General features: G+C 69.1%; 25 protein-coding genes and 4 pseudogenes. 18 read left to right on the top strand and 11 right to left on the bottom strand.

The window, feature by feature from the left end; genetic code table 11:
* The first annotated feature begins 65 nt into the window (after positions 1-65).
* The 5 genes from ACFQE0_RS03180 to yciA all read left to right on the top strand — a co-directional run bounded on the left by ACFQE0_RS03180 (position 66) and on the right by yciA (position 4,536).
* Positions 66-1,772 carry a sensor histidine kinase gene (locus ACFQE0_RS03180; RefSeq protein WP_378975233.1) on the top strand — a complete coding sequence of 569 codons (1,707 nt, stop codon included), beginning with the start codon at positions 66-68 and terminating at the stop codon, positions 1,770-1,772.
* A 250-nt stretch (positions 1,773-2,022) separates the two neighbouring features.
* A complete protein-coding gene (locus tag ACFQE0_RS03175) occupies positions 2,023-3,564 on the top strand; it encodes a DEAD/DEAH box helicase (RefSeq protein ID WP_378966984.1) in 1,542 nt (513 codons plus the stop codon).
* A 93-nt stretch (positions 3,565-3,657) separates the two neighbouring features.
* A complete protein-coding gene (locus tag ACFQE0_RS03170) occupies positions 3,658-3,843 on the top strand; it encodes a YegP family protein (RefSeq protein ID WP_378975231.1) in 186 nt (61 codons plus the stop codon).
* Between the two features lie 136 nt (positions 3,844-3,979).
* Entirely contained in the window at positions 3,980-4,117 is a 138-nt protein-coding gene (locus ACFQE0_RS03165) for a hypothetical protein (protein WP_378966982.1), read from the top strand.
* Positions 4,118-4,125: 8 nt separating this feature from the next.
* Positions 4,126-4,536: an acyl-CoA thioester hydrolase YciA gene (gene yciA, locus ACFQE0_RS03160; protein WP_378966980.1), complete on the top strand. Its 411-nt coding sequence runs from the start codon at positions 4,126-4,128 to the stop codon at positions 4,534-4,536.
* Here yciA and ACFQE0_RS03155 read toward each other — a convergent pair.
* Positions 4,529-5,098 (bottom strand): superoxide dismutase family protein, encoded by a 570-nt coding sequence (locus ACFQE0_RS03155; RefSeq protein WP_378966978.1) that lies wholly within the window; start codon positions 5,096-5,098, stop codon positions 4,529-4,531. The two genes, yciA and ACFQE0_RS03155, sit on opposite strands and share 8 nt — an antisense overlap.
* A gap of 94 nt (positions 5,099-5,192) precedes the next feature.
* Between ACFQE0_RS03155 and ACFQE0_RS03150 the strand changes: the two genes are divergently transcribed.
* From ACFQE0_RS03150 to ACFQE0_RS03135, 4 genes are all read left to right on the top strand, one after another.
* On the top strand, positions 5,193-5,924 hold the full coding sequence (locus ACFQE0_RS03150; RefSeq protein ID WP_378966976.1) for a TlyA family RNA methyltransferase: 732 nt from the start codon (positions 5,193-5,195) through the stop codon (positions 5,922-5,924).
* Positions 5,921-7,156, top strand: coding sequence for a class I SAM-dependent RNA methyltransferase (locus ACFQE0_RS03145; RefSeq protein ID WP_378966973.1), 1,236 nt, complete (start codon positions 5,921-5,923; stop codon positions 7,154-7,156). The genes ACFQE0_RS03150 and ACFQE0_RS03145 overlap by 4 nt, the downstream gene beginning before the upstream one ends.
* A gap of 54 nt (positions 7,157-7,210) precedes the next feature.
* A complete protein-coding gene (locus ACFQE0_RS03140; protein WP_378966971.1) occupies positions 7,211-7,477 on the top strand; it encodes a hypothetical protein in 267 nt (88 codons plus the stop codon).
* 131 nt (positions 7,478-7,608) lie between these two features.
* The gene (locus tag ACFQE0_RS03135; RefSeq protein WP_378966968.1) at positions 7,609-8,613 is read left to right on the top strand and encodes a magnesium transporter CorA family protein; all 1,005 of its coding nucleotides are present in this window, start codon (positions 7,609-7,611) and stop codon (positions 8,611-8,613) included.
* A 290-nt stretch (positions 8,614-8,903) separates the two neighbouring features.
* Here ACFQE0_RS03135 and ACFQE0_RS03130 read toward each other — a convergent pair whose 3' ends face one another.
* Complete coding sequence (locus tag ACFQE0_RS03130; protein ID WP_378966966.1) at positions 8,904-9,335, bottom strand: CBS domain-containing protein; 432 nt, start codon at positions 9,333-9,335, stop codon at positions 8,904-8,906.
* Positions 9,336-9,475: 140 nt separating this feature from the next.
* Positions 9,476-10,293 (bottom strand): annotated as a pseudogene (locus ACFQE0_RS03125) (rhomboid family intramembrane serine protease).
* Positions 10,294-10,577: 284 nt separating this feature from the next.
* On the opposite strand from ACFQE0_RS03125, the pseudogene ACFQE0_RS03120 reads away from it, so the two are divergent.
* Together ACFQE0_RS03120 and ACFQE0_RS03115 are read left to right on the top strand one after the other, a co-directional pair.
* Positions 10,578-11,185, top strand: a pseudogene (locus ACFQE0_RS03120) (PAS domain-containing protein).
* A 102-nt stretch (positions 11,186-11,287) separates the two neighbouring features.
* The gene (locus ACFQE0_RS03115) at positions 11,288-11,923 is read left to right on the top strand and encodes a PilZ domain-containing protein (protein WP_378966964.1); all 636 of its coding nucleotides are present in this window, start codon (positions 11,288-11,290) and stop codon (positions 11,921-11,923) included.
* A 12-nt stretch (positions 11,924-11,935) separates the two neighbouring features.
* Here ACFQE0_RS03115 and ACFQE0_RS03110 read toward each other — a convergent pair whose 3' ends face one another.
* Complete coding sequence (locus tag ACFQE0_RS03110) at positions 11,936-12,517, bottom strand: SCO family protein (protein WP_378966962.1); 582 nt, start codon at positions 12,515-12,517, stop codon at positions 11,936-11,938.
* A gap of 101 nt (positions 12,518-12,618) precedes the next feature.
* Entirely contained in the window at positions 12,619-13,110 is a 492-nt protein-coding gene (locus ACFQE0_RS03105; RefSeq protein ID WP_378966959.1) for a PRC-barrel domain-containing protein, read from the bottom strand.
* A gap of 132 nt (positions 13,111-13,242) precedes the next feature.
* Here ACFQE0_RS03105 and ACFQE0_RS03100 point away from each other — a divergent pair, with 132 nt between their 5' ends.
* Entirely contained in the window at positions 13,243-13,719 is a 477-nt protein-coding gene (locus ACFQE0_RS03100; RefSeq protein WP_378966957.1) for a tRNA (cytidine(34)-2'-O)-methyltransferase, read from the top strand.
* An 8-nt stretch (positions 13,720-13,727) separates the two neighbouring features.
* Positions 13,728-15,188, top strand: coding sequence for a protein adenylyltransferase SelO (locus ACFQE0_RS03095; protein ID WP_378975229.1), 1,461 nt, complete (start codon positions 13,728-13,730; stop codon positions 15,186-15,188).
* Here ACFQE0_RS03095 and ACFQE0_RS03090 read toward each other — a convergent pair.
* Positions 15,164-15,337: a hypothetical protein gene (locus ACFQE0_RS03090; protein WP_378966954.1), complete on the bottom strand. Its 174-nt coding sequence runs from the start codon at positions 15,335-15,337 to the stop codon at positions 15,164-15,166. The two genes, ACFQE0_RS03095 and ACFQE0_RS03090, sit on opposite strands and share 25 nt — an antisense overlap.
* 84 nt (positions 15,338-15,421) lie before the next feature.
* Here ACFQE0_RS03090 and ACFQE0_RS03085 point away from each other — a divergent pair, with 84 nt between their 5' ends.
* The gene (locus tag ACFQE0_RS03085; RefSeq protein WP_378966952.1) at positions 15,422-15,649 is read left to right on the top strand and encodes a hypothetical protein; all 228 of its coding nucleotides are present in this window, start codon (positions 15,422-15,424) and stop codon (positions 15,647-15,649) included.
* A gap of 7 nt (positions 15,650-15,656) precedes the next feature.
* On the opposite strand, the gene ACFQE0_RS03080 is transcribed toward ACFQE0_RS03085, so the two are convergent.
* The 4 genes from ACFQE0_RS03080 to ACFQE0_RS03065 all read right to left on the bottom strand — a co-directional run bounded on the left by ACFQE0_RS03080 (position 15,657) and on the right by ACFQE0_RS03065 (position 19,171).
* Positions 15,657-15,902 carry a hypothetical protein gene (locus tag ACFQE0_RS03080; protein ID WP_378966949.1) on the bottom strand — a complete coding sequence of 82 codons (246 nt, stop codon included), beginning with the start codon at positions 15,900-15,902 and terminating at the stop codon, positions 15,657-15,659.
* Complete coding sequence (locus tag ACFQE0_RS03075; protein ID WP_378966947.1) at positions 15,881-16,864, bottom strand: GNAT family N-acetyltransferase; 984 nt, start codon at positions 16,862-16,864, stop codon at positions 15,881-15,883. Before ACFQE0_RS03075 ends, ACFQE0_RS03080 begins: the two co-directional genes overlap by 22 nt.
* The gene (locus ACFQE0_RS03070; protein ID WP_378966945.1) at positions 16,861-18,276 is read right to left on the bottom strand and encodes a lipopolysaccharide biosynthesis protein; all 1,416 of its coding nucleotides are present in this window, start codon (positions 18,274-18,276) and stop codon (positions 16,861-16,863) included. The genes ACFQE0_RS03075 and ACFQE0_RS03070 overlap by 4 nt, the downstream gene beginning before the upstream one ends.
* A 133-nt stretch (positions 18,277-18,409) precedes the next feature.
* The gene (locus tag ACFQE0_RS03065; RefSeq protein ID WP_378966943.1) at positions 18,410-19,171 is read right to left on the bottom strand and encodes a hypothetical protein; all 762 of its coding nucleotides are present in this window, start codon (positions 19,169-19,171) and stop codon (positions 18,410-18,412) included.
* A 194-nt stretch (positions 19,172-19,365) separates the two neighbouring features.
* Here ACFQE0_RS03065 and ACFQE0_RS03060 point away from each other — a divergent pair, with 194 nt between their 5' ends.
* The 4 genes and pseudogenes from ACFQE0_RS03060 (at position 19,366) to ACFQE0_RS03045 (ending at position 22,775) form a co-directional block, all read left to right on the top strand.
* Entirely contained in the window at positions 19,366-19,965 is a 600-nt protein-coding gene (locus tag ACFQE0_RS03060; protein ID WP_378966941.1) for a superoxide dismutase, read from the top strand.
* A 149-nt stretch (positions 19,966-20,114) separates the two neighbouring features.
* Positions 20,115-21,640 (top strand): annotated as a pseudogene (gene murJ, locus ACFQE0_RS03055) (murein biosynthesis integral membrane protein MurJ).
* Between the two features lie 48 nt (positions 21,641-21,688).
* On the top strand, positions 21,689-22,375 hold the full coding sequence (locus ACFQE0_RS03050; protein WP_378966939.1) for a haloacid dehalogenase type II: 687 nt from the start codon (positions 21,689-21,691) through the stop codon (positions 22,373-22,375).
* Between the two features lie 46 nt (positions 22,376-22,421).
* Entirely contained in the window at positions 22,422-22,775 is a 354-nt protein-coding gene (locus ACFQE0_RS03045; protein WP_378966936.1) for a hypothetical protein, read from the top strand.
* 96 nt (positions 22,776-22,871) lie between these two features.
* On the opposite strand, the pseudogene dnaN reads toward ACFQE0_RS03045, so the two are convergent.
* Positions 22,872-23,989: pseudogene (dnaN, locus tag ACFQE0_RS03040) on the bottom strand (DNA polymerase III subunit beta).
* Positions 23,990-24,050: the final 61 nt, after the last annotated feature.

Here is a 24,050-nt window from a genome sequence, read left to right as displayed (position 1 = left end):
TGGTCGGCGATGGCGGCAGCCGAGAACGTCTGGCTCGGGCGTGTCGCGTGTCCAAGGGTTCTGGCGTGACGGGAAGGGCACAGCACGACCCCATCGACGTTGATGCGCGCCGCTCGGCTTTCGACGGCGCCCTTGTCGGGCTCGCCCTTCTGTCGAGCGACGGGAACACGGTCGTCGTCGCCAACCCGGCCTTGCACGCCCTGTTGGCCCGGCCCTCCGGTAGCCTCGACGGCGCACCCTCCACTGATCTCGCGGCCGGACCGTCCTCCCTCCATTCCGGCATCCGCGTCTGGCGCCGGGCCGATGGCGTCGAGATCGACGTCCGGGTCCGCCGCTCCGGCGACACCCTCGTGGTTGAGGCTGTCGATCCCGACGAGGCCGCCCATTCCGAGGCGAATCGCGACGCCATGGCCGATGCCGGGCTCGGCGAGTGGCGCTGGGACCGGGCGAGCGGCTACGTCACCCTGTCCCACAGGGCCGCCCGTATTCTCGGCCAGCCGCCCGGCCGGTCGGTGACCTGGGGCGTGCTGCGGCCGTTTCTCATCGAGCCGGAGCGCGTCGCCCTGCTGGTCGAGCAGGCGGTGACGAGCCTCGAACCCTACCGGTTCGAAACCCGCCTCGCCATCGAGGGGCGTGGCGTCGTGGTGCAGGTGAGCGGGCAAGCCCTCACCGACGAGAACGGCGCCTTCACCGGCATGGTCGGCGTGGTGCAGGACATCACCACCCGGATCGAGACCCGCAGCGAGTTGCAGGCGCACGATCACCGCCTGCGCGCCGCCACGGCCGTGGCCCGGCTCGGCATCTTCGAATGGCACATGCTCGACGACCACGCGGTGTGGGAGAACGATCGCATGTTCGAGATCTTCGGGCACGCCCCCGAGGACGGCACGATCGGCAAGACCGATTTCCTGAACGGTATCCTCCACCCGGAGGACCGGGCTTCGGTTCGCAAGGCGATCTCAGCGGCCTTGCGCGAAGACCGCGATCTGCACATCAGCGGGCGTATCCGGCGCAAATCCGATGGGGCATGGCGCACCATCGACATGGCGGGCCGATTCGAGCGCGATGCGCCCGACCGGCTTCCCCGCCGTCTCATCGGCGTGGTCGCAGACGTGACCGACCGGCGCCTCGCCGAGGAGCGGCAGACCCTGCTGATCCGCGAATTGCACCACCGGGTGAAGAACACCCTGGCTACGGTACAGGCCATCGTCGGCTCGACCGCCCGCACGGCGACCGACATCGACAGCTTCTACGAGGCCTTCGTCGGGCGGATCAAATCGCTGGCCCACACGCATTCGGTGCTGACCGAGGCGACGTGGCAGACGGCTTCGCTCACCGGGCTCCTCCTGAATGAGTTGCGCCCCTATGCCGAGGTGGCGGAGGCGGGCGGCGAGGATGGGCGCGTCGTCCTCGAAGGGGCGCCGATCGATCTGCCATCGGACATCGCCGTCCCCATCGGCATGGCGATCCATGAGTTGACCACCAACGCCGCGAAATACGGAGCCCTGTCCAACCGCACCGGCCGCGTCACTGTCGCGTGGGACCTGGAGCCGGGCGGCCCCGCAGGGACGTTGCGCCTGACATGGCGCGAGACGGGAGGCCCACCGGTCCAGCCGCCTCGCCGTCAGGGCTTCGGCTCGCGGCTCCTGCAGCGGGTGTTGATCACCCAGGTCCAGGCCGAGGTCACAACCGACTACGCGCCGGACGGTTTTTCGCTGACCATGCGGGCGCCCCTGCCGAAGCGGAATGCCAGCCTCAACCCGCTGGCGTAAAAGGTCCCCGCCATTGACTTCCACACCGCACCGCAGCATATGCGGGGTGCAGCGTCAGCGGTCGCATCGACGGACCGCCTGAGGGGGCTGCGTGACGGACGGGCTTCAGCGCCGCGGTCCGGCCCCCTCTTCATAACGTGCATGCACCCGGACGGCCCCATCACGCGGGCTTTCCCCACTCGACGGACCGCCCTGACGGCGCCGCCGCCCTTCGCGCGGCGCGGCCGGTCCTGCTGCGACGGATACCGACTTGACCCAATTTTCCGACTTCGGCCTCGCTCCGCCCGTGCTCCGGGCGCTCGACGAGGCCGGTTACACGGCGCCGACCCCGATCCAGGCGCAGGCGATCCGCCCCGCCATGGAAGGCCGCGATCTCTGCGGCATCGCCCAGACCGGCACCGGCAAGACCGCCGCCTTCGCCCTGCCTATCCTGCACCGCCTCAGCCTTGAGAACCGCCGCGCGCCGCGCCGCGGCTGCCGCGTGCTGGTGCTTTCCCCCACCCGTGAGTTGGCCAACCAGATCGCGGATTCCTTCTCCGATTACGGCAAGCACCTGCCCTTCACGAACACCGTGGTGTTCGGTGGCGTCACCATCGGCCGCCAAGAACGGGCACTGGCGCCGGGCGTCGACATCCTCGTCGCCACGCCGGGCCGCTTGATCGACCTCGTCGATCGCCGTTCGCTCACCCTGGAGGGTGTCGAGATCCTCGTCCTCGACGAGGCCGACCAGATGCTCGACCTCGGCTTCATCCACGCCCTCAAGCGCATCGTGCGGATGCTGCCGGAGCAGCGCCAGAGCCTGTTCTTCTCGGCCACCATGCCGAAGAACATCGCCGGTCTCGCCGCCCAGTACCTCTCCGATCCGGTGCAGGTCGCGGTGACGCCGGTCGCCACCACGGCCGAGCGCGTCGAGCAGCAGGTCATCTTCGCCCATACCGGCGCGAAGCAGGCCCTGCTCGGCCATATCCTGCGCGATCCGGCGATCGACCGGGTGCTGGTCTTCACCCGCACCAAGCACGGCGCCGACCGTGTGGTGCGCGGCCTCGACAAGGTCGGCATCGCGGGTGCAGCGATCCACGGCAACAAGAGCCAGCCCCAGCGTGAGCGGGCCCTTCAGGCGTTCCGCGACGGCGAGTGCCGGGTGCTGGTCGCCACCGACATTGCCGCGCGCGGCATCGATGTCGAGGGTGTCAGCCACGTGGTGAACTTCGATCTGCCGAACGTGCCGGAGAGCTATGTCCACCGCATCGGCCGTACGGCCCGTGCCGGCAAGGACGGTCTCGCCATCTCGTTCTGCAATGACGAGGAGCGGGCCTACCTGCGCGACATCGAGCGTCTGACCCGTCAGAAGGTGCCGGTCGTCGGCTTCCCCGAGGGCTTCGTGGCTCCGTCCGGTGAGGCAGCCGCCGAGATCGCCCGTGAGGAGGCTCGCCGTCCCCCGCGCCAGCAGCAGCAACCGCGCGGTGGCCGCCAGCAGGACGGCCGCGGCCGTCCCGGCCAGGGCCGTCCGCAGCAGGGCCGCCCCGAAGGCGGTCGTCCCGCCGGACAGGGCCAGGGCCGTCCGGCCCAGCATGGCCAGGGTCGCCCCGCTCAGGGTGGTCGCCCCGCCCAGCAGGGCCGTCCGGCACAGGGCGGTCGCCCGGCACAGGGTCGCGACGGTCAGGCCCGCGACGCCCGTCCGCAGCAGCCCCGGTCCGGTCGTGACAACCGTCCGCGTCAGGGCGAGGGCGGTGGCCGCGCCAACAATGACGGCCGCAGCATCGGCTGGCTCGACCGCGCCCCGCGCTCGTAAGCGACCCGTCTTCCGTACGGCCGCATCGCAATTATCTTGAAGGCATCCGCCCGCGACGCTCCACGCGTCGCGGGCGCTTTCTGGGAGATCGCGATGCGCTTCGAACTCTACCGGGATGCCGGCGGCCAATGGCGCTGGCGCCTGCGCGCCCGCAACGGCGAGATCGTCGCCGAATCGGGCGAGGGTTATGTCCGCCGCGAGGATTGCGAGCACGGCATCGACCTCGTGCGCCAGAGCGCCGAGGCGAAGATCGTCGATATGACGACGCAGATCGCGTGAGGATCGGAACTGTGTGACGGGACGGGCGGGGTGCCACCTCCGCCCATCGCGCCTCTCGACGACCTGCGCTATGGTGCCGTTTCGGCACGGTCGGCGTCAGATCCGGCTGGCCGCGAGGAAACGCGGACTTTTCGCCATGAACGATATCGCCGAGCGGCATGCGGAGGCGCGCCCGTCGCGTGACCTCTGGCAATCGATCCCACTCGATTGCATCCTGTCCGCTCTGTTCGTGTTCGTCGCGGCGGGGCTCACGCTCGCCGGGGTGTTTCCCTGAGGGCGGTCATGCAGGATTCTGAGCCGGTGCCCGGGCATGCCGACGAGGAGATGCCGCAGGGCGATCTCACCGTGCGCACCATCGCCATGCCGGCTGACACCAACGCCAATGGCGACATCTTCGGCGGCTGGGTGCTGTCGCAGATGGATCAGGCGGGTGGCATCGCGGGGGTGGAGCGGGCGCGCGGCCGGGTCGTGACCGTGGCGCTCGACGGGATGACGTTCCTCCGCCCCGTCGCGGTGGGCGACGTGCTCTGCGTCTATACCCGCGTGTCTCACGTCGGACGCACCTCGATGAAGATCGAGGTCGAGGCCTGGGCGCGCCGTTTCCGCACCCAGCATCGCGAGAAGGTGACGCGGGCGACCTTCACCTTCGTCGCCATCGACGACGAAGGCCGCCCGCGCGCGATCCCTACTTGATCACGCCGCAGGCGATCCGGTCGCCCGCGCCGCCGATCGGCTGGGTGGTGTGATCGTCCTCGTTGGCGTGGATGATCAGCGCCGAGCCATCGCCGTCCTTCAGCCCGCCTTCGCCGGTCAAGGCGGTCTCAGACGAGAGCTCGGCATTGGCCGAGCCATCCTGGTTGGCGAAGATGTTGGGCAGGTCGCCCTCGTCCGGCCCATCCGGGTTGAGCAGGCCATGCTTGCTCTGATCGTGGTTCACATGGGCCTTGGAGTTCATGAACTTCGCGTCCGAGCAATCGCCGACCGCGTGGAAATGGAGTCCGTGCCAGCCGGGCGGCAGGCCGCCGGGCTGGATGGTCACGCGCATGACCAGGGTGTTCGCCCCGTCGCGGATCGCGAGCTTGCCGATCGTGTCGCCCTTGGCGTTCTTGATCGCGCTCTCATAGGTCTCGGGGGCCGCGGGCTTGGCGGCGTCCTTCGCCGGTTCCTTGGCAGGCTCCTTGGCGGGCTCTTGCGCCATGGCTCCGCCTGCCGCGAGGCATCCCAGTGCTGCGAGCAACGTCAGCGTGCGTGTCATACGATAGCCCTCTTGTCTGGCCGCGGTTAGGTAGGGGTCGCGAGCGGCGCCGACAGGGTGTCGCGCAATCCGCCCCCCGCGAGACCGGAGAGTGATGAACCGCGAGCGCCAAAGGGCCGACCTCTTCCTGGTGGAGCAGGGGCATTTCGAGAGCCGGGCCAGGGCGCAGGCCGCGATCCGCGCGGGCCGCGTGCGGGTGGATGGGCGCGTCCTCGGCCGCGCGTCGGAGACGATCCCGCCGGGCGCCCTCGTGGAGGCCGAGCCGGAGCATCCCTTTGCCTCGCGCGGCGGGCTGAAGCTCGCCGCCGCCCTCGAGGCCTTCGGGATCGACCCGTCCGGTCTTCCCTGCCTGGATGTCGGTGCCTCGACGGGCGGCTTCACCGACGTGCTGCTCTCGCGCGGCGCGAGCCTCGTCCACGCGGTCGATGTCGGCCGGGAGCAACTGCATCCGCGCCTGCGGGGGGATGCGCGGGTGCGAAGCCTCGAGGGGGTCGACATCCGCAGTCTCGGAATCCTCGATCCGGTGCCGAAGCTCGCCAGCATCGATGTCAGCTTCATCTCGCTGCGCCTCGTGTTGCCTGCAGTGCTGCCGCTCCTGGCGCCCGGTGCGACTCTAGCGGCGCTGATCAAGCCGCAATTCGAGGCGGGCCGCGAGCGGGTGGGGCGCGGCGGGATCGTGCGCGACCCGCTGATTCACGCGGAGGTCTGTGAGACGGTGCGTGCCCTGCTCGAAGCGAGCGGCGCCGCGATCCTGGGCCTCGTCCCGTCGCCGGTCGAGGGCGGCGACGGCAATACCGAATTCCTGATTGGGGCCAAGCTGCCGTGAGTGAGAGCGTCGAGATCATCCGCCTGGGGGCGAAGGGCGACGGCATCGCCGATGACGGGACGATGGTGCCCTACACCCTTCCCGGCGAACGCGTGGGGATCCGGCGGGAGGGACAGCGCGCCGAATGCCTCGCCATCGAGCGCGCCGCACCGGACCGGGTCGAGCCCTTCTGCCCCTACTTCATGCGCTGCGGCGGTTGCCGCACGCAGCATCTGGCCCGCGATGCCGAACTCGCCTGGAAGCGGGGCATCGTCGCGGGGGCCCTGTCGCAGGCGGGGCTCGACATCGAGCCGCAACCCGCCCTCGACGCTCATGGCGAGGGGCGGCGGCGCATCACCCTTCATGTCCGCTTCGTCGAGGGACGGACGGAAGCCGGGCTGATGGCGGCCCGCAGCCACGCCCTCGTGCCCCTCGACCTGTGCCCGATCACCGTGCCCGCCCTGCACCGCGCGCCGGATGTCGCCCGCGCCCTGTCCGTCCCGATCGGAGGCGGGCGCAAGCCCCTCGACGTGGCCGTGACCGCGACCGACCAGGGGCTCGACGTGGACCTGCGCGGCCACGGGCCGGTCTCTCCCGGCGCCAACGCGGCCCTGGTGCGGCTCGGCGGAGAACTTGGCCTCGCGCGCCTGTCCCTGCATGGCGAGCGGATCATGGAGGCCGAACCGGTTAGCGTTCCGGGAGAGGCCGGGCGCCTCTACCCGTCGCCCGGCGGCTTCCTCCAGGCGACGGCGGCGGGGCAGGCGACGCTCACCCGCCTCGTGCTCGAAGCCCTGGGACCGAAGGTGAAGCGGGTAGCCGATCTGTTTTGCGGCTGTGGCCCCCTGGCACTCGCCATGGCGACCAAGGCCTCCGTCCACGCGGTGGAGAGCGAGGCAGCAGCGCTGGCGGGTCTCGATCGTTCGCTGCGGGCGGCCAAAGGGCTCAAGGGCATCACAATGGAGCGACGGGACCTGTTCCGCCGTCCGCTGCTTCCCCTCGAACTCAACGCCTACGATGCCGTGGTGTTCGATCCGCCCCGTGCCGGCGCCGAGGCGCAGGCACGCCAACTCGCGGCGTCGAAGGTGCCGCTCGTGATCGGCGTCGCCTGCGATGCGGGGACGTTCGGTCGGGACGCGGCGATCCTCGTGGCGGGCGGCTACCGGCTCGAGACGGTGACGCCGGTCGACCAGTTCCGCCACGCCGGCCATATCGAGATGGTCGGCGTTTTCCGGCGGGACAAAGCCAGGCGCTGATCCGACGCAACTGGCGCGTCCATCGCACGTTTTCCCGGCGACGGAGATACGACGATGGCCGCCAAGCTCGCTTCCCTTCTGATTGCTTCGCTGCTCCTGCCCGGCGCTGCGTTCGCGCAAAGCCGTGTGGCGCCGGATGAAACCGGGACGGGTGGCGGACCCGGCTCCACCATCACCGCGCCGTACACGAACAGCCTCGGTGTGACGAAGCCGCCGGGTACTTCCCTCGGCGCAGGCGAGGTACGCCCCGTGCGCGAAGAGCGGCGGGAGCGCGCCCTGACCGACCGGATCGAGAGCAGCATCTGTAAGGGTTGCAACTGACGCAGCCTCCGGCGCGACTGTCACGGAACCTTCAAGAAACGGCGCCACATGCGCACGGCCCCTTGCGCCTCCCGCTCGCCTGCGGGATGCGGGGTCCGCCACAGACGCCGCGTCCCTGAAGAGATTCCCGCGTGATCTTCATCCATCAGCTTGTGACGGAGGCAGGCCAGCACCTGCTCGAGCGCCGGGCCGTGAACCTTCAGGACGTGATCCCGGAGACGGCGCTCTGGCTCGACCTGATCCGCCCGACACGGGAAGAGGAGCTGAAGGTCGAGGAATTCGCCGGGATCGAGGTGCCGACCCGCGAGGAAATGAAGGACATCGAGCCGTCCGAGCTTCTCTATGTGGAGGATGGCGCCCGCTACATGACCGGCCGGGTGCTGTCGAAGGTGAGCGACTCGGAGGAGCCGGGGCTCGCGGGCATCACATTCATCCTGCGCGGCAACCGCCTCATCACGGTCCGCCACGAGGAGCCGCAGGCGTTCCGCATGTTCGCCCAGCGGAAGGGCCGGGCGACCGGCAACGGCCAGGCGGTCGCGGCCTCGGGCGATGCGATCCTCGCCGGGTTGATCGAGGCGGTGATCGACCGGGCGGCGGACGTGCTTCAGCTCCAGGGCGAGCGCATCGACCGGCTTTCAGGCTCGATCTTCGAGGTTCAGGAGGATCCGAGCGCCCGCAACACCGCCCTTCAGGACACGCTCCGTGCCCTTGGCCGCCACGGGGATCTCATCTCCAAGCAGCGCGAGAGCCTCGTGTCCATGGAGCGCATCCTGTTGTCGCTCTCGGCGACCTACCGGAGCAACAAGGCTCCACGCGACCTGCGTGAGGATGTCCGCTCCACCCTGCGCGACCTTCAATCGCTGGAAGAGCACGCCACCTTCCTCTCGACCAAGATCCAGTTCCTGCTCGATGCGACGCTCGGGCTCGTGAACCTGGAGCAGAACAATATCATCAAGCTGTTTTCGGTCATGGCCGTGGTGTTCATGCCGCCGACGTTGATCGCGTCGATCTACGGCATGAACTTCAAGTCCATCCCCGAACTCGATTGGTCGTTCGGCTATCCGATGGCGGTGGTGATGATGGTGGTGGCCGCCGTGCTGCCCTACGCCTTCTTCCGCTGGAAGAAGTGGCTCTAGCAGGCTGCTGAAGACGTCTGGCGAGGTAAAATAGAGTTCTGCAAGCCGTCCCGGACGGCTGCCGAGGGTTCCCTCTCCCGGCTTGCGGGGATTACGGCAAAATTCAAAAGCTCCTTCGTCTTTGCGAGCGAAGCGAAGCAATCCAGGGATCCGCCACATTTTCAGACTGTCGCGCTGCCCTGGATTGCTTCGCTGACGCTCGCAAAGACGGTGAGGATGTCCCGGATCCCTAGTTCCGCAACGATTCCTGTAGGCGGGGAGAGGGGGCGCCCCGTTTCGGACGGCCGCTCTCAGGCCGTGGTGATGTATTCCCGCAGGGCTTGGTGCTCGGCCTCGACGGTGGCGATCCGGCGGGCGACCACGTCGCCGATGGAAACGATGCCGATCAGGCGCCCGTCCTCGCAGACCGGCAGGTGGCGGAAGCGCCCGTTGGTCATCAGCTCCATCACGTCCTCGATCGTCGCCGAGCGATTGCAGTGCGTGACGTTGGTCGTCATGTGGTCGCTGACCGGTGCATCGAAAGTCGCCGCACCGAGCCGCGCCAGGGCGCGCATGATGTCCCGCTCGGAGACGATGCCCGCCACGGTACCGTCAGCATGGGCGACCACAAGGGCGCCGATCCGCTTCTCCGCCAGACTATGAATGACGTCCCCGAGGGTCTTGTCCGGGCTCACGGTGGCCACGGACGTTCCCTTCTCTGCCAGAATACGTGCGACGGTCATCGACCCCTCCCTTTCAGCCGGTTGGGCGCGCCGTCAGCCCCGGCGCGCCGGTTGCGACATCGGGCCGGGTTCGTCCCAGCTCTCGATCACGGGAGTGTGTGGCCGTTCTGTCGCCCTGGCAAGGCCACCTGTTGCGCCGATCAGGCCCGTGGGGGGCTTTTCCGGTCGAGAAGGGGGAAGAGCAGGAAGCCCGCGATGAAGCCGCCGAGATGCGCATCCCAGGCGATCGCGGCGCTTTCGGCCCCCAGCGGCAGGCTGACGAGGCCGAAGAGCAGGTTGGTGACGAGCCAGATCGCCAGAAACGACACCGCCGTCCGGTTGCGCAGCAATTCGGGAATGGTCTCGGCTGGGCGATGCACCGGCATTTGCCAGGGCTGGGCGCCATAGGCCGAGGCCGGGGGCTGAAACACGAAGCGCGCGGCCGCCGCCATCAGGGCCGAGATGCCCGCCGACGCGCCGACCAGGGGCGTGGCGCTCAAGGGATCGATCAGGATGTGCAGCACGCCGCCCGCGATGATGCCGGCGAGCGCGATGGCGCCAAAGCGCCACGCCCCGCAGCGGCGGGCGACGGGGGAGCCGAACGCCGCGAGCCAGACACTGTTGAACAGCACGTGCATCCACGAGCCGTGGAGCAGGGCATAGGTCGCCAGCGTCCAAGGCTCCAGGCTCTGCTGGCCGGTGACGTAGCGGGCGAAGGCCTCGCGCATCGCCCCGAGTTGCGCATCGCCCGATCCCGCCGCCTGAATCACCTCGGCCACCCGCGACGGGTCGAACCACACCGTCCACCGGGCCGGGACCAAGGCGAGGTCGAGCACGACCGAGATGTCGCGCACGTCGGAGAGCAGGTACTCACGAATCGCCTGGATGACGATGAGCACCGCAATCGAGGCGGTGACCACGCCCGGCATGTTGAAAACGGGTGTGCGGCTTTGGCGGGGAAGTCGGGCGAAGCGTCCATGGCCCCACATGTTGCCGACATGTGGTTGCAGGCAAGACCATGCCGCGTTCTGAGGTAGAATCCTGAGGGGTCAAACCCTTCTCAGGGTTGCGTTGTATGGATCGTCACAGGCTTCAGTGGCGATCAACCTTAACCAAAGCGTAACTCGCCGGATGCATCGGCGCGACCGAGGGCATAGGGATTGCGGAATGGGCCGGTAACCGCCCGATGCGCGGTCGGGGACGTCTTTCGGACGTCTCGGAACGGGCATCTTCGAGGCACATTTGTACCGATCCGGGACACACATGAAGCATCCCACAAGTCATCTGCTTCACGCTTACTGGGAAAAGCTCCGGGGCGATCGTGCCGCCCCCGAGCGGGCCGAAATCGAGCCCGGCGAGATCCGCCATCTCCTGGCGGACAGCCTGATCCTGGGCTGGACGTGCCGGCGCGCTCCGCCGTCATCCGCCTCGCGGGGACGCGCGTCTGCGCCCTGTATGGGAGGGAGCTGCGCGGGCAACCCTTCTCCGCTCTTTGGGGTGACAGGGCCGGGGACGCATGGCGTCTCGCGGAAACGGTCGCCCTGGATACGCTCGGCGTCGTGGCGGGCCTGCGCGGCGTGAACCGCGCGGAGGAGGGGGTCGATCTCGAACTTCTCCTGCTCCCCCTGCGCCACCGGGGCCGTCCCCATGTCCGCGCCCTCGGGGCGCTGAGTTTCACCGGCGCGCCGCCCTGGCTCGGCCTGAAGCCGGTAGAGCGGGCGGAAACCACGTCGCTGCGCATCCTCGCCCCGCGCAACCGCGGCGCCCGGCCGCCGGCCGGTCCGCATGAGGGCCTGCGCCGCGCCCTGATGCCCGAGGATGCTCCAGTCCGGCGCGGGCATCTGATGGTCCATCCGGGCGGACGCGCCTGATTTCGTGCGCTAGATCCTCGATCCTTCGTCCGGTGAAGGCTTTCCGTAACCGGTGCCACTTATGATTCAACCTACGATGGATTCTCGACGACTGATCTAGGCATGCTCGCGGTGGATGGCGGCCCACTCCAGACCCTCAGGATTCGCGGCGTCGGCAACGAAGCCTCCGACCTGCGCCAGCACCAGCGCGTCAAGGTCGCGGTCCTCGGGCGATACATGCTGTCCGACCGGCGTGAATATCCGTGCCAGACCGTCGACATGTCCCCCGGTGGCGTCCGCCTGACCTGCGCGGTCCAGGGTGAGATCGGCGAGCGCGTCGTCCTCTATCTCGAATTCATCGGGCGCATCGAAGGTGTCGTGGCGCGGCACACCAAGGGCGGCTTCGCGGTCCGGCTGTCGGCGACGCCGCGCAAGCGCGACAAGCTCGCCTCGCAGCTCACATGGCTTGCCAATCACGAGATTCTCGGACTGCCGGAGGGCCGCAGCCACGAACGCGTCGTGCCGGACAAGCCCGGCGTCGTCCTCAAGCTCGAGAACGGCCGCGAGATCACGGCCCGGCTCATCGATATCTCGCTCTCGGGCGCGGCCATCGCCAGCAATGCGGCGCCCGCCATGGGCAGCATCGTCACGGTCGGCAGCACTCCCGGCCGCCTCGTGCGCGTCTTCGAGGGCGGGTTCGGCGTGCAGTTCCTCCTGCCGCTCTCCCCCGACCGCTTCCATGCCGGGATGACACTCTAGGTCGGCGTCGCATCAGATCTTCTTGGCGAGTTCCGCCGCTGTCTGGTCGGCGGGTCGCGAGATGTCGAGGGCGCCGAGAAAGCGGTTCTGGGCGTCCATGACGTACACGATCGCCGTGTGTTCCATCACGTACTCGCCCTTCTTGTCCGGCACCTTGCGGGCATAGGCGCGATAGGCCTTCACCGTCGCCGTGATCTGGTCCTGCGTGCCGGTGAGCCCGGTGATGCGCGGATCGAAGCTCGACAGATAGGCCTTGAGGCTCGCCGGGTCGTCGCGCTCGGGATCGACGGTCACGAAGGCGACCTTCATGTTTTTGCCCTTGGGACCAAGGGCGGCGAGCACATCGGAAATCTGCTGGAGCGTCGTCGGGCAGACATCCGGGCAATGGGTGAATCCGAAGAAGACGAGGTGCGTCGCCCCGCTGAAATCCTTCTCCGTCACCGTCTTCCCGTCCTGATTGACGAGGGTGAAAGGCCCGCCCACGGAGGCTGTGCCGACGGAGGTCACCTGCGGCTTCAGCATCACGAAGGCCGCGGCGACGATGCCGAGGAGCCCCAGGCAGAAGGCGAGGAGCGGGACGATGGCGCGGCGCATGGCGGAATGAAAACCCCGGCACTGATGTGCCGGGGGTGGAGCACGGAACGCCTTCGGCCTTCAAGTCCGCACGTCGCCGCCCTGGTGCGGGCCTCGCTGCATCAGGGCTGGCGGGCTGGCTCGGTGGCCTGCGCGTCCTTCGGCTTCTCCTTGCCGAGATAGATGTATTCCGGCGCCGCGCGGAGCTGGTCCTTCGTGGTGTCGATGGTGGCCTTCAGGCTGTCGTTGTCGCCGCGGGCGACCTTGATCGCGGAGGGGTCGATGGCGACGTATTTCGCGCCGATCCCGAGGAAGCCGCCCACGCCGACGATCCACGCCTTCACCTGCTGCTTCTCGTCGAGGACGAGGTCGGCGATCTGGCCGATGGTCTCGTTCGCGCCGTTGGTGACACTGGTGCCGACGAGCTTGCTCGACACCATGTCGGCGGGCGTCTGGGCGACGAACTTCGGACGCAGGTCATCGGAGAGCGTCGCGGGCTTGGCCGGGACCGCGCTGGGGGCCGTGCCGGTGGTGGTGTCCTGCGCCAGCGCCGGGGCGAGGGTGGCGGTGAAAAGGGCCGTCGCGAAGGCGACGGTCGGGAGCGGGTTGCGCATGGGCGAGGGCCTTCCGGACGGGCAGCCGCGTCGGCTGCGACGCCCCCAAAAGGGCTTGCGGCGGCGCAATGTTCCACGCTCCCGGTTGAAAACGTTGCGCTTTGCCGGCTGACCGGCGATAGCCCGTCACCGATGCCCCGCCTCACCCTCTACCAGCCCGACATCCCGCAGAATGCCGGGACGATGATGCGCATGGCCGCCTGTCTCGGCTTGGCCGTCGAGATCATCGAGCCGGCGGGGTTCGACGTGTCGGACCGGCATCTGCGCCGCTCGGGCCTCGATTACCTCGATCACGTCGCCATCACCCGTCATCGCTCCTTTGCCGCCTTCGAGGAATGGCGCCGGGGGGCGGGCCTGCGCCTCGTCCTCGCGACCACGGCCGGGGCCGTGCCCTACACGGATTTCGCCTTCCGCCCCGGCGATTGCGTCATGGTCGGCCGGGAATCGGCAGGCGTGCCGGAGCCGGTTCACGCCGCCGCCGATGCCCGCGTGGTCGTGCCGATGCGCTCCGGCATGCGGTCCCTCAACGTCGCGGTAGCGGCGGCGATAATCCTCGGCGAGGCCCTTCGTCAGACCGGCGACGCAACGGTTCGCCCCGAGCGCGCTTGACCCTGAAGATGCCGCTTCGGCGGCCCGATGCGAGATCAGCCTTGCCGGAAGCTTCTACGCCCCGCCCGTCCCGCCGCCACGCTGATCTCGGGCCCGACTTCTTCGACGTCGTCGCCCCGGCGCGCTTTCCAAAGACTATCCTGCGCCATCGCAATCAGGTCTGGGCGGAGCGCGTCGGCCTCGGCAGGCTCACGGACGAGGAATGGATCGCCCATTTCGGCCGGTTCGAGCCTCTGCCCGGCAGCTTCGAGGAGCCCCTGGCCCTCCGCTACCACGGGCATCAGTTCCGTTCGTACAATCCCGAACTCGGGGACGGACGCGGCTTTCTCTTCGCGCAGCTGCACGACCTGAAGGACGGGCGGCTGCTCGATTTTGGCACCAAGGGTAGCGGCACCACGCCCTGGTCGCGCACCGCCGACGGGCGCCTGACCCTCAAGGGCGGCGTGCGTGAGGTGCTGGCGACCTCTCTCTTGGAGGCGCTAGGCGTCAACACGTCGAAATCCTTCAGCCTGATCGAGACCGGCGAGAACCTGATCCGCGGCGACGAGCCGTCGCCCACCCGCTCCTCGGTGCTGGTGCGGCTGTCGCATGGGCATATCCGCATCGGCACGTTCCAGCGCTTCCTCGCCCTGGAGCAGCCGGAGAACGTGGCCAAGCTCCTGGACCACACGATCACCACCCACATGCCGGAGCTGTGGGGGGACAGCGTGGAGGACCGGGCGGCAGCCTTCCTGGAAGAGGTGACGGTGCGCGTCGCGCGGATGGGCGCGCAATGGGCAGCGGCGGGCTTCGTCCACGGCGTGCTCAACACCGACAACATCAACGTGACGGGCGAGAGCTTCGATTACGGGCCGTGGCGCTTCCTGCCTGCCTTCGATCCGAACTTCACGGCCGCCTATTTCGATCAGACGGGCCTCTACAGCTTCGGTCGTCAGCCGGAGGCGCTGTTCTGGAACCTGTGTCGATTGGCCGATTGCCTGTTATCCCTCGCGCCGCAGGCGCGGCTGGAGAAGGCGCTCGAAGGGTTCGGCCCGGCCCTGCAGGAGGGCTTCGCGGAGCGCCTGTTCGCACGGCTCGGCCTCGCCCCGGCGCCCCAGCCCGAGACGGACCGGCTCGTTTCCGCGATCTGGCGCTTCCTCGGCGAGAGCAAGGCGCCGTTCGAGCGGTTCTTCTTCGATTGGCGCGGAGGCCTCGCCAGTGCCGAGCGCGCCGCCGCGAGCCCGAGCGCGTCCCATTACGCCTCGGAGGCTTTCGCTCCGGTGCGGGCCGCCTTCGCGGATGTCTCGGCGGGGGAGAGGGCGCGGCTCGATCACCCGTACTTCGCGGGCGAGCCCTGCACGATGCTGATCGACGAGGTCGAGGCCCTCTGGGCGCCGATTGCCGAGCGGGACGATTGGTCGGCCTACGAGGATAAGCTTGCCGCCATCGCCCGGATGGCGGACGCCTACGGGACGGCGCCCGTGGCCTGATCGGCCTGCGCCTCCGCTTCGAGGCGGCGGCGCTCCTCCGCATGACCTGCGGCGATGGCCATCGTCATCAGACGCTGCGTCAGGCGGAGCACCAGCCAGAACAGCGCAAGACAGAACAGCAGAGCGGCAGCGGCCTTGAGCGGATCCACACGTCTCCCCTATCTCGGTCGGGCCAGCCGGATCTGGTGATCCCTACCCCCGGCTGCGCACCCACATAGAGCAGGTTTCTCCGTTTGCGCGAGACTTTCCATATCGAAGTGATCGGGTCCGACGGGGAGGAGGTCGTCACCCGCATCTCCGTGCGGGTCGGAAATCTGGAGAGTGCGCAGGAGCGCGCCCTTCGTCTCTTCGCCCGCGCGCGGGTGCCCCAGCGCCGCGACGAGCCCGCCCACGCCGTTCGGGTGATCGACGGGGCAGGCCGCGAAGTGTTCCACCGCACACGGTTCGAGGAAGGCGACTGAGGGCACCTCAGGGCGCCTTGCGTCTTTCGCGAATCGCGAGCCTGAAGCGCGCCAGGGCCTCCCGCCCCCGTTCGAGGCGCATCGCCACTGGGAAGAGCGGGTCGTGCCCGGCTTCCAGTAGAAAATGGGCGATGGACCGCCGTTCGGTCCAGAACAGGGTGGCGAGTTCGAAGCCGGGCGGCGCGCAGGAATCGATCCGGTCGATCTCCCGCGAGGCGAGCACCGCTTCCGTCAGCCGGTGGACCAGCTGCACCCCGTCGCGGCGGCAGGATCCGTATCGTCGTGGGCGACCTTCAGGACGAAGGCGTCCCGCCCGGCGAGCGGCAGGACCATCGACGCGATGAGCCGCCCGCCCTGCCGCAACTGTGCGATCCGCACCCGGCCCGCCTGCGCCAGCGCGGCCACGGCCCCGCGCAGCATCGCGGCCTCCTCCGGGCGCTGGGCGAGGGCGGTGCCGACCTGTCCCTTCCAGCTGGCCGCTTCCAGGGCGATGTGCGCGTCGAGGGCGGCGGGGAACAGCGCCGGTTCCGCCAGCAGCGTGAAGGTGACTTCGCCCCCCGCTTCCAGCCTCCGGCGGGCGCGGCGCAGACGGCGGCGGCGGTTGCCCGACAGATGGTCGAGATAAGCGGCCCGCTCCGCTTCGCTCAACGATGAGGCGTCGAGCATCCCGCGCTGGTGCGCCCAGTAGCCGACGCGGCGCGTGCCCGCTTGGTCGAGCAGATCGGCGAAGGGGCCGTCCGCCGTGGCGTTTTGCAGGAGCAGGCGGGGCGGCTCGCCGAGGACCTGCGGCGCGGCCAGCAGGGCGGCCAGGGCGGGGGCGGGCGCCTCGCCGTCGAGGAGTGGCACGCCAAGCGGCGCATAGCCATGGGTCCAGCCCATCAGCACCGGAAGCGGCAGGCCCCAGCGGCGGCCGACGCTGCGGTGAGGCCACGCAGCGACGAGGCGCACGCCGGGTTCCTCCGGGGGTCTGTCCGCCACGAGCAGCATTCTCACGCCGGCGCCGAAGGACGGGGCGGCGGCGAGCGCATAGGGCGCCTCGTAGAACGGGTTCGTCACCAGGGCGCGCTGGCCCAGCTCCTCCCAGGCTCTCACCCACGGCGCGGCGGGGTCGAGGGGGCGGATCGCCGCCACGAGACCGCCGGGGAGAGGAGCCGAGAGCGGAGCCGAGCGGGGCTGGGGGGTATACGGCTCCGGCATCGCGACGGGTGCCGTCATGCCGCCAGCCGACGACGGATCGCCCCGGCCAGACCCAGCATGTCGATGCGCCACGCCACCGCGAGGAAGGCCGCGACCAAGAGGAAGAGGCCGAGCACCTGTCCGGCGGGCTGCGTGCCGCCGGGCACGAAGTCGAGCCCGTAGACCGCGAGACCCGCCGCGACGGCAGCGGCGACGATCCCGCCCATATCCGCGAGGGGCAGAGGCATGGGGGTGCCCGCCCGATGCGCGCCGACAATCAGCACGAGGCAGGCCGCGGCCTGCCCCCCGGCAAAGGCCAGGGCTGCGCCCATCGCCCCGAGGCGCGGGATGAGCAAAAGGGAAATCGCGGCCACGGTCACGAGGGTCGCGAAGGCGGCTCCCGCCTCCAGGCGGCTGGTCTTGGTGAAGTAGATGACCTGCCCGAAATAATACGAGCGGAACATCATCAGGATGCTCGCCAGCACGAGGACCGGCGCGAGGCTGCGCGCCTCGGCGCGGTAGCCCGGCCCGAGCAGGATGGTGACGACGAGTTCGTCGAAGCACAGGAAGAACACCGCCCCGAAGGCGGCGATGGCAGTCATCGCCCGCGCCGCGTCGCAGAGCACCGGCGAGGCCGCTGCCATCCCGCCGATCCGCGCGTCCCGCTTGGCGATCGAGATCAGCGACAGGGCAAGGGCTTCCCCGAACACGATGAAGCTCTGCCGCAGGAAGTCGGCAATGGCGCCGTAGGCGCCCAGACCCGCCGGGCCGACCGTCTGGGCGATGATCAGCCGGTCCAGGCTCTGCGCGAGGGCCGCCGTCGCGAACGACAGGACGAGGGGCCAGCCATAGGCCAGCAGGCGCATCGCCTCGGCGCGGCTCCCCCTGCCGCGCATCAATGGCCCGACAACGATCAGAGCGGGGACGGCGCCGAGGGCGTTCGCCGCCGCGATGGCCACGGCGAGGTCGACCGGATCGCCGGTCACCTTCAGGACGGCACCGCCGAGGACGAGCATCAGCACGGCCCGCGTCAGCACGGAGGCGGCGACAGGGCCGGCGGCGAGCCGGGTGCGGGCAATCTCGGTAGAGCCCTCGAACAGGGTGAAGCCGACGGCGAGCAGGGTGATCGCGACGGCTGCGTGAGGGGTGATCAGATCGAGCAGAGCCGCGAGGCTCGCGGCGAGGCCCGCCAGGACCAGGGAGCCCGCGAGCATGCGCACCACGGTCCCAACCTGCGCCGAGGCGCGAGCCTCGTCATAGAGGGCGAAGAACGAGAATTTCGGCCATTGGCACGTCGCCCCGTAGAGGACGAGCGCGCAGGACGACAGGTACAGGTAGCTGCCGTAGACCTCGGTGGGCGCGAGGCGCGTGAACAGGGCCACGGAGGCCATGTTGAGGGCCGCCGCGACGCCGCGCGAGCCGACATAGATCAAACTGTGCCGTGCGATCATGACGTCGGCTTTTGCGCGCGGCCCGCGTCCCCCAGCGGGGCGGATCCGTGCCGTCTTGGAGCGTATCGAAGGGCGTGTGTCTGAATCACGCCGCCCCGCTGCATGCGCCATGCCGGAGCGGGGCTGTTCCGCCTCAGGCGGCGCCCCGCGCGCCGACTTCGCCGCCGCCATCCACGAAGGCCTTCAGCTCTTCGAGCGACGCGAAGGTGAAGCGGCCGTTCGGCGTGTCCGCCTCGATCGAACCGTTGTCGTACATCATGTAGGTGTTGCCGCCCGAACTGTAGCGGCCCACCACCGTACGCTCGACCTTGGTCTCAGGCGCCGCATCGAGGCTCGACCGCAGCGCCGGCTCGGATTCGGGCACGGACTTCGCTGGTTCTGACTGGCCGGGGACGAACAGGTCGTCCTCCTCGGCGAGCCTCGGCTCGCTCTTCGCATCCTGAGCCTTGATCTCGGCCGGGGGAGGCACCTCCGCAACCGGCGCGATCACCGGCGGCGTGAGACCCGGCAGCGGCAGTTCCGGCTCGGCGGTGAGCGTCTGCGGCGGCAGGATGAGCGAGGGCTCGATTCGCTGCCGGTCGGAGGCGTGGCCGGTCATGGTCGGGACGAAGGACGCTCCGGGCGCCTCCGGCGCGGGCATGAGGGCGGGCTCGCCCAACTCGACCGCCTCGTCCGCGGGACGGGCGGGGTTTTCGCGGATCGCGGTCTCGATCCGGCGCAGCCATGTGGCCACGACGCCGAGGCCGAAGAGCAGCACACCGGAGGACGCCACGACGGCACCCCCGTAGACCATGGCCATTCCGCTCTCCAGGCGGACATAGGGGAAGCCCTCGACGATGGCCGCCACGCCGGCGATGAGCATGGCGGCGGCGAGCGCGAACAGCGCAGCGATCATTGTTCTCTCTGGACGTGGGCTTTCACGAGCCCCGAAATCGGCGGCACAGTAAGGCGCTGACGAGGTTTTGCAAAACCTGTTCGTGCAGCACCATCGGCGTTGCCGTCGAGGCAAGCCCGACTTACGTACCGAACGTCAACCCGGGAGCCCCCGCCGGGGGCATGCGGTTGCCCCCGGCCGCACGGAGACAAGCAATGACCTTCACCCTGCCGGAACTGCCCTACGCCTACGACGCCCTCGGGCCGTACATGTCGAAGGAGACCCTGGAGTTCCACCACGACAAGCACCACAAGGCTTATGTGGATACCGGCAACAAGCTGCTCGAAGGCACGGACCTCGCCGGAAAGAGCGTCGAAGAGATCGTGAAGGCCGCCTACAACACGAATCAGGCGCTCTTCAATAATGCCGGGCAGCATTACAATCACATCCATTTCTGGAACTGGATGAAGCCGAATGGCGGTGGTGCCATCCCCGGCGCGCTTGCCAAGAAGATCGATGAGGATCTCGGCGGCGCCGAGAAGTTCAAGGCCGACTTCATCCAGGCCGGCATCACGCAGTTCGGCTCGGGCTGGGCATGGCTCGCCGTGAAGGACGGCAAGCTCGCGATCATGAAGACCCCGAACGGCGAGAACCCGCTGGTCCACGGCGCGAAGCCGATCCTCGGCGTCGATGTGTGGGAGCACTCCTACTACATCGATTACCGCAACCGCCGTCCCGACTATCTCAAGGCGTTCATCGAGAACCTCGTGAACTGGGAGCATGTCGAGAAGATGTACGCCGAGGCCACTGCCTGAGGCGTGCCGTCCGGGCGCCTGTGGCGCCCGGACCCTTGAGATGACGGCCGAAACCCGGTCTTGATGCGCCGCCGGGACGACCCGGCGAGACGGGGGCGGCCCATTTCCAACGATCGTTTCGCGCCGGATGCGCGCCCGGACGCCCGTCGATGATCCGCTCCATCCTCTCCGTCGGCGGATGGACGCTGGTCTCCCGCGTCACCGGCTTCGCCCGCGACGTGGTGATGGCCGCCGTCATGGGCGCGGGCCCCATCGCCGACGCCTTCGTCGTCGCCTTCCGGCTGCCGAACCACTTCCGCGCCATCTTCGGCGAAGGCGCGTTCAACACCGCCTTCGTGCCCTCCTACGCTTCCCTGTCCGAGGCCGGGGCGACCGGCGCCGCGCGTCTCTTCTCCGACCGCGTCTTCACGCTCATGCTGATCGTCCAGCTGGCGCTGCTGAACCTCGCCCTGCCGTTGATGCCGTATGTGGTGCAGGCTCTGGCGCCGGGCTTCGAAGTGGGGGAGAGCGGTTCCAGCTCGCGGTGGCGCTGACGCGCATCACCTTCCCCTATCTGCTGTTCATGACCCTGGTGACCCTGCTCTCGGGTCTCCTCAACGCCAACCGTCGCTTCGCCGTGGCGGCAGGGGCGCCGGTCCTGCTCAACCTCGCCATGCTGGCGGCGCTCGGCGTCAGCTTCCTGTTTCCCAACGCCGCCTATGCCGCCGCCTGGGGCGTCGCCGTCTCGGGCGTGCTGCAATTCCTGCTGCTGTGGTGGGGGTGTCGCCGCGCCGGGGTGATGCCCGAGCTCGCCGTGCCGCGCTTCGATCCGGCCATGAAGCGGTTCTTCGCCGTTCTCGGCCCGGCGGTGATCGGCTCGGCCGGGTTCCAGATCGCGGCCTTCGCGGACACGATCATCGCGAGCTGGCTGCCGACCGGCGCGGTCTCGGCGCTGTATTACGCCGACCGGCTCTATCAGCTTCCCTTCGGCGTCATCGCCATCGCGGCGGGCACGGTGCTTCTGCCCGAGATGAGCCGTCGCATCGCGGCGGGCGACGTGGCGGGGGCCCACAACGCGCAGAACCGGGCGGCGGGGTTCTCGCTCGCCCTCTCCGCACCCTTCACCATCGCCTTCCTGACTATCCCCGGCCTGATCATGGCCGCCCTGTTCCAGCGCGGCGAGTTCGACGCCGAAGATGCGGCCCGCGCGGCGTCCGTGCTCGCGGCCTATGGGCTGGCGCTTCCAGCCGTGGTGCTGGTCCGAAGCGCCGTGGCCAGTTTCTACGCCAGACAGGACACCAAGACGCCACTCTGGGCCTCGCTCACGGCCATCGCCGTGAACGTCGCGCTGAAGCTGTGGCTCACCGGCCCCTACGGCGTCACCGGCCTCGCCATGGCGACGGCGGTCAGCCAGTGGGTGAACCTCGCGATCCTCATCGGCCTCGCCCTGCGCCGGGGCTGGACCGCGCCGGGCCGGACGCTCGGTCTCACCATCCTCGGGGTGGCGATCGCCTGCCTCGCACTGACCGGCGTCGCCCTGTTCGGGCAGCCCGTGGCGAACGCCCTGGTGCCGCCTCTGCCGCACGGGCGGGAGATTGCGGTGCTCGGCCTTATCGGGATCGCCGGGGCGGCGGTCTATGGCGGGCTCCTCGTCGGGCTGCTCCACCTGTTCGGCCTGCGCCTGCGACGAACGTGAACAGGCCCGGGTCGTCCCGCGTTGCCGGTCAAGACGCAAGGAGACACCATGGCCTCGACCGATCTGCTGGATGGAATGCAAGCGGCGGTCTTCGACGCCTACGGAACCCTCTTCGATGTGAACGCCGCCGTGCGGCGCCACGCCGATGAGGTGGGGCCGCAGGCCGAGGCCCTGTCTGAAACTTGGCGGACGAAGCAGCTGGAATACAGCTGGATCCACGGCCTGATGGATCGCTACGAGCCGTTCTGGACCCTGACCGAGCGCGCCCTCGACTTCGCGCTCGCCAAGTTTCCCAATGTCGACCGGGGCCTGCGCGAGCGATTGCTCGACGCCTATCGCGACCTCGATGCCTATGAGGAAGCGCCTGCGACCCTCTCGGCCCTGCGCGAGCGGGGGATCCACACCGCGATCCTGACCAATGGCGATCGCCCGATGATCGACCGGGCGGTCGCCTCGGCCAAGCTCGGAGGGCTGCTCGATGCCGTGCTGACGGTGGACGAGGTTCGCCGGTTCAAGACCCACCCGGACGCCTACGGCCTCGCCGTCGACCGTTTCGGCCTCGGCCGAGAGGAAATCCTGTTCTGCTCCTCGAACCGCTGGGATATTGCAGGCGCGGCTGCCTTCGGCTTCCGCCCGGTCTGGATCAATCGTCGCGGCTTGCCCGACGAATACCCGGATTTCGCGCCTGCGGCGGTGCTACCGTCGCTCGCCGGGCTCGCCTTCCGACAAAATTAAGGCTCTCGCGCTCTCATCTCGTCAACACGAGCAGGAGAGTTCTCGCGTGTCCGTTCTGAAGTCCTTTACCGTCGTCCGGGCCGGCGCCTTCGCGCTGGCCGGTCTCCTCACGGCCACCTCAATCCCCGCCTCGGCCCGCGACGGGCAGAACGGGGCGATCATCGGCGGCCTCGCAGCCGGCGTCGTCGGCGGCGTGGTCGGTAGCGCGATCGTGAACAACATGAACAACCCGCCGCCGCCCCCGCCGCCGGAATACCGTCCGCGCCGGGTGCTGGTGGAGGAAGAGCCGGAGACCGTGATCGTGCGCGAGCGCCGCGGCCCGATCTGCCACTACGAGCGCCGCAAGGTGTGGCTCGATGACGAGAACTTCACCTTCAAGCGCGTTCAGGTCTGCGAGTAAGCCCCTACGCCTTCCGTCGTTGCGAGCGGAGTGAGGCGGTCCAGGGATGCGTGCTTCCCTGGGTCGCCTTTCCTCATTCGCGAAGACGAGGCGAGGTCAGACCCGCATCGGCATCAGCACGTAGAGGGCCGAGGCGCCTTCGCGATCCTGGATCAGGGTCGGCGAGCCCGGATCGGCCAGCTTGAACAGGGCGGTATCGCCTTCGAGCGAGCCGTAATGTCGAGCAGGTAGCGGGCGTTGAACCCGATATCGAGGGCGGACGAGCCGTAATCGACGTCGAGTTCCTCCGTCGCACTGCCCGCATCGGGGTTGTTCACGGACAGGGCGAGTTTCCCGTCCGTCAGCCCGAGCTTCACCGCACGGCCTCGCTCCGAAGAGATGGTCGAGACGCGATCCACCGCGCGAGCGAAGGTATCGCGCTCCACGGTGAGGCGCTTGTCGTTGTTGGCCGGGATGACCCGCTGATAATCCGGGAAGGTGCCGTCGATCAGCTTCGAGATCAGCGTCAGCCCATCCGCGAAGCGCAGGCGGATCTTGGCGGGCGACAGGTCGATGCCGACGCTCTCGCCGCCGTCGTCGAGGAGCTTCTGGATTTCGGCGACGGCCTTGCGCGGTACGATCACGCCCGGCATTCCGACGCTGCCCGGAGGGGCGGGGATCTCGACGCGGGCGAGGCGGTGCCCGTCCGTCGCCACCGCGCGCAGGACCGGTGCGCCGTCCGCCTCCAGCACGTGGAGGAATATGCCGTTCAGGTAGTAGCGCGTCTCCTCGGTCGAGATCGCGAATTGCGTCTTGTCGATGAGGCGCTTCAGGTCGGCGGCGGCGATCTCGAAGCCATGCGGCATCTCGCCCGTGGCGAGATCCGGGAAATCCCCTTCCGGCAGGGCGCCGAGCGCGAAGCGCGAGCGGCCCGAGCGGATCGTCATCTGCCCGCCTTCGCCGGTCTCCAGGGAGACCTGCGCGCCGTCGGGCAGCTTGCGCACGATGTCGTAGAGCACGTGCGCCGGAACCGTGGTGGCGCCGGGATCCGGCACGTCGGCGGCGATGCTCTCGGTCACCTCGATGTCGAGATCGGTCGCCTTCAACTGCAAGGCCGACCCCTCGCCGCGCAGGAGCACGTTCGACAGGATCGGAATGGTGTTGCGCCGCTCCACGACCCGGTGGACGTGGCCGAGCGACCTGAGAAGGGCCGCGCGCTCGACGATGACTCTCATCGCACAACTCTGACTGATCGGGGCCGCGGCGGCCCCTGGGACAACGGTCGTTCAGCTTGGC

The sequence above is a fragment of the Methylobacterium komagatae genome (assembly GCF_042661665.1).
GTDB lineage: Bacteria > Pseudomonadota > Alphaproteobacteria > Rhizobiales > Beijerinckiaceae > Methylobacterium > Methylobacterium komagatae.
Note: the sequence above shows the minus strand (reverse complement) of the source record. Positions and strands in the feature narration are given on the sequence as shown.

Excerpts from the sequence above, each read along its gene's own strand:
- ACFQE0_RS03170 (WP_378975231.1), top strand. The coding sequence starts at position 3,658 with ATGCGCTTCGAACTCTACCGGGATGCCGGCGGCCAATGGCGCTGGCGC.
- ACFQE0_RS03165 (WP_378966982.1), top strand. The coding sequence starts at position 3,980 with ATGAACGATATCGCCGAGCGGCATGCGGAGGCGCGCCCGTCGCGTGAC.
- yciA (WP_378966980.1), top strand. The coding sequence starts at position 4,126 with ATGCAGGATTCTGAGCCGGTGCCCGGGCATGCCGACGAGGAGATGCCG.
- ACFQE0_RS03155 (WP_378966978.1), bottom strand. The coding sequence starts at position 5,098 with ATGACACGCACGCTGACGTTGCTCGCAGCACTGGGATGCCTCGCGGCA.
- ACFQE0_RS03150 (WP_378966976.1), top strand. The coding sequence starts at position 5,193 with ATGAACCGCGAGCGCCAAAGGGCCGACCTCTTCCTGGTGGAGCAGGGG.
- ACFQE0_RS03140 (WP_378966971.1), top strand. The coding sequence starts at position 7,211 with ATGGCCGCCAAGCTCGCTTCCCTTCTGATTGCTTCGCTGCTCCTGCCC.
- ACFQE0_RS03130 (WP_378966966.1), bottom strand. The coding sequence starts at position 9,335 with ATGACCGTCGCACGTATTCTGGCAGAGAAGGGAACGTCCGTGGCCACC.
- ACFQE0_RS03115 (WP_378966964.1), top strand. The coding sequence starts at position 11,288 with ATGCTCGCGGTGGATGGCGGCCCACTCCAGACCCTCAGGATTCGCGGC.
- ACFQE0_RS03110 (WP_378966962.1), bottom strand. The coding sequence starts at position 12,517 with ATGCGCCGCGCCATCGTCCCGCTCCTCGCCTTCTGCCTGGGGCTCCTC.
- ACFQE0_RS03105 (WP_378966959.1), bottom strand. The coding sequence starts at position 13,110 with ATGCGCAACCCGCTCCCGACCGTCGCCTTCGCGACGGCCCTTTTCACC.
- ACFQE0_RS03100 (WP_378966957.1), top strand. The coding sequence starts at position 13,243 with ATGCCCCGCCTCACCCTCTACCAGCCCGACATCCCGCAGAATGCCGGG.
- ACFQE0_RS03095 (WP_378975229.1), top strand. The coding sequence starts at position 13,728 with ATGCCGCTTCGGCGGCCCGATGCGAGATCAGCCTTGCCGGAAGCTTCT.
- ACFQE0_RS03075 (WP_378966947.1), bottom strand. The coding sequence starts at position 16,864 with ATGACGGCACCCGTCGCGATGCCGGAGCCGTATACCCCCCAGCCCCGC.
- ACFQE0_RS03070 (WP_378966945.1), bottom strand. The coding sequence starts at position 18,276 with ATGATCGCACGGCACAGTTTGATCTATGTCGGCTCGCGCGGCGTCGCG.
- ACFQE0_RS03065 (WP_378966943.1), bottom strand. The coding sequence starts at position 19,171 with ATGATCGCTGCGCTGTTCGCGCTCGCCGCCGCCATGCTCATCGCCGGC.
- ACFQE0_RS03060 (WP_378966941.1), top strand. The coding sequence starts at position 19,366 with ATGACCTTCACCCTGCCGGAACTGCCCTACGCCTACGACGCCCTCGGG.
- ACFQE0_RS03050 (WP_378966939.1), top strand. The coding sequence starts at position 21,689 with ATGGCCTCGACCGATCTGCTGGATGGAATGCAAGCGGCGGTCTTCGAC.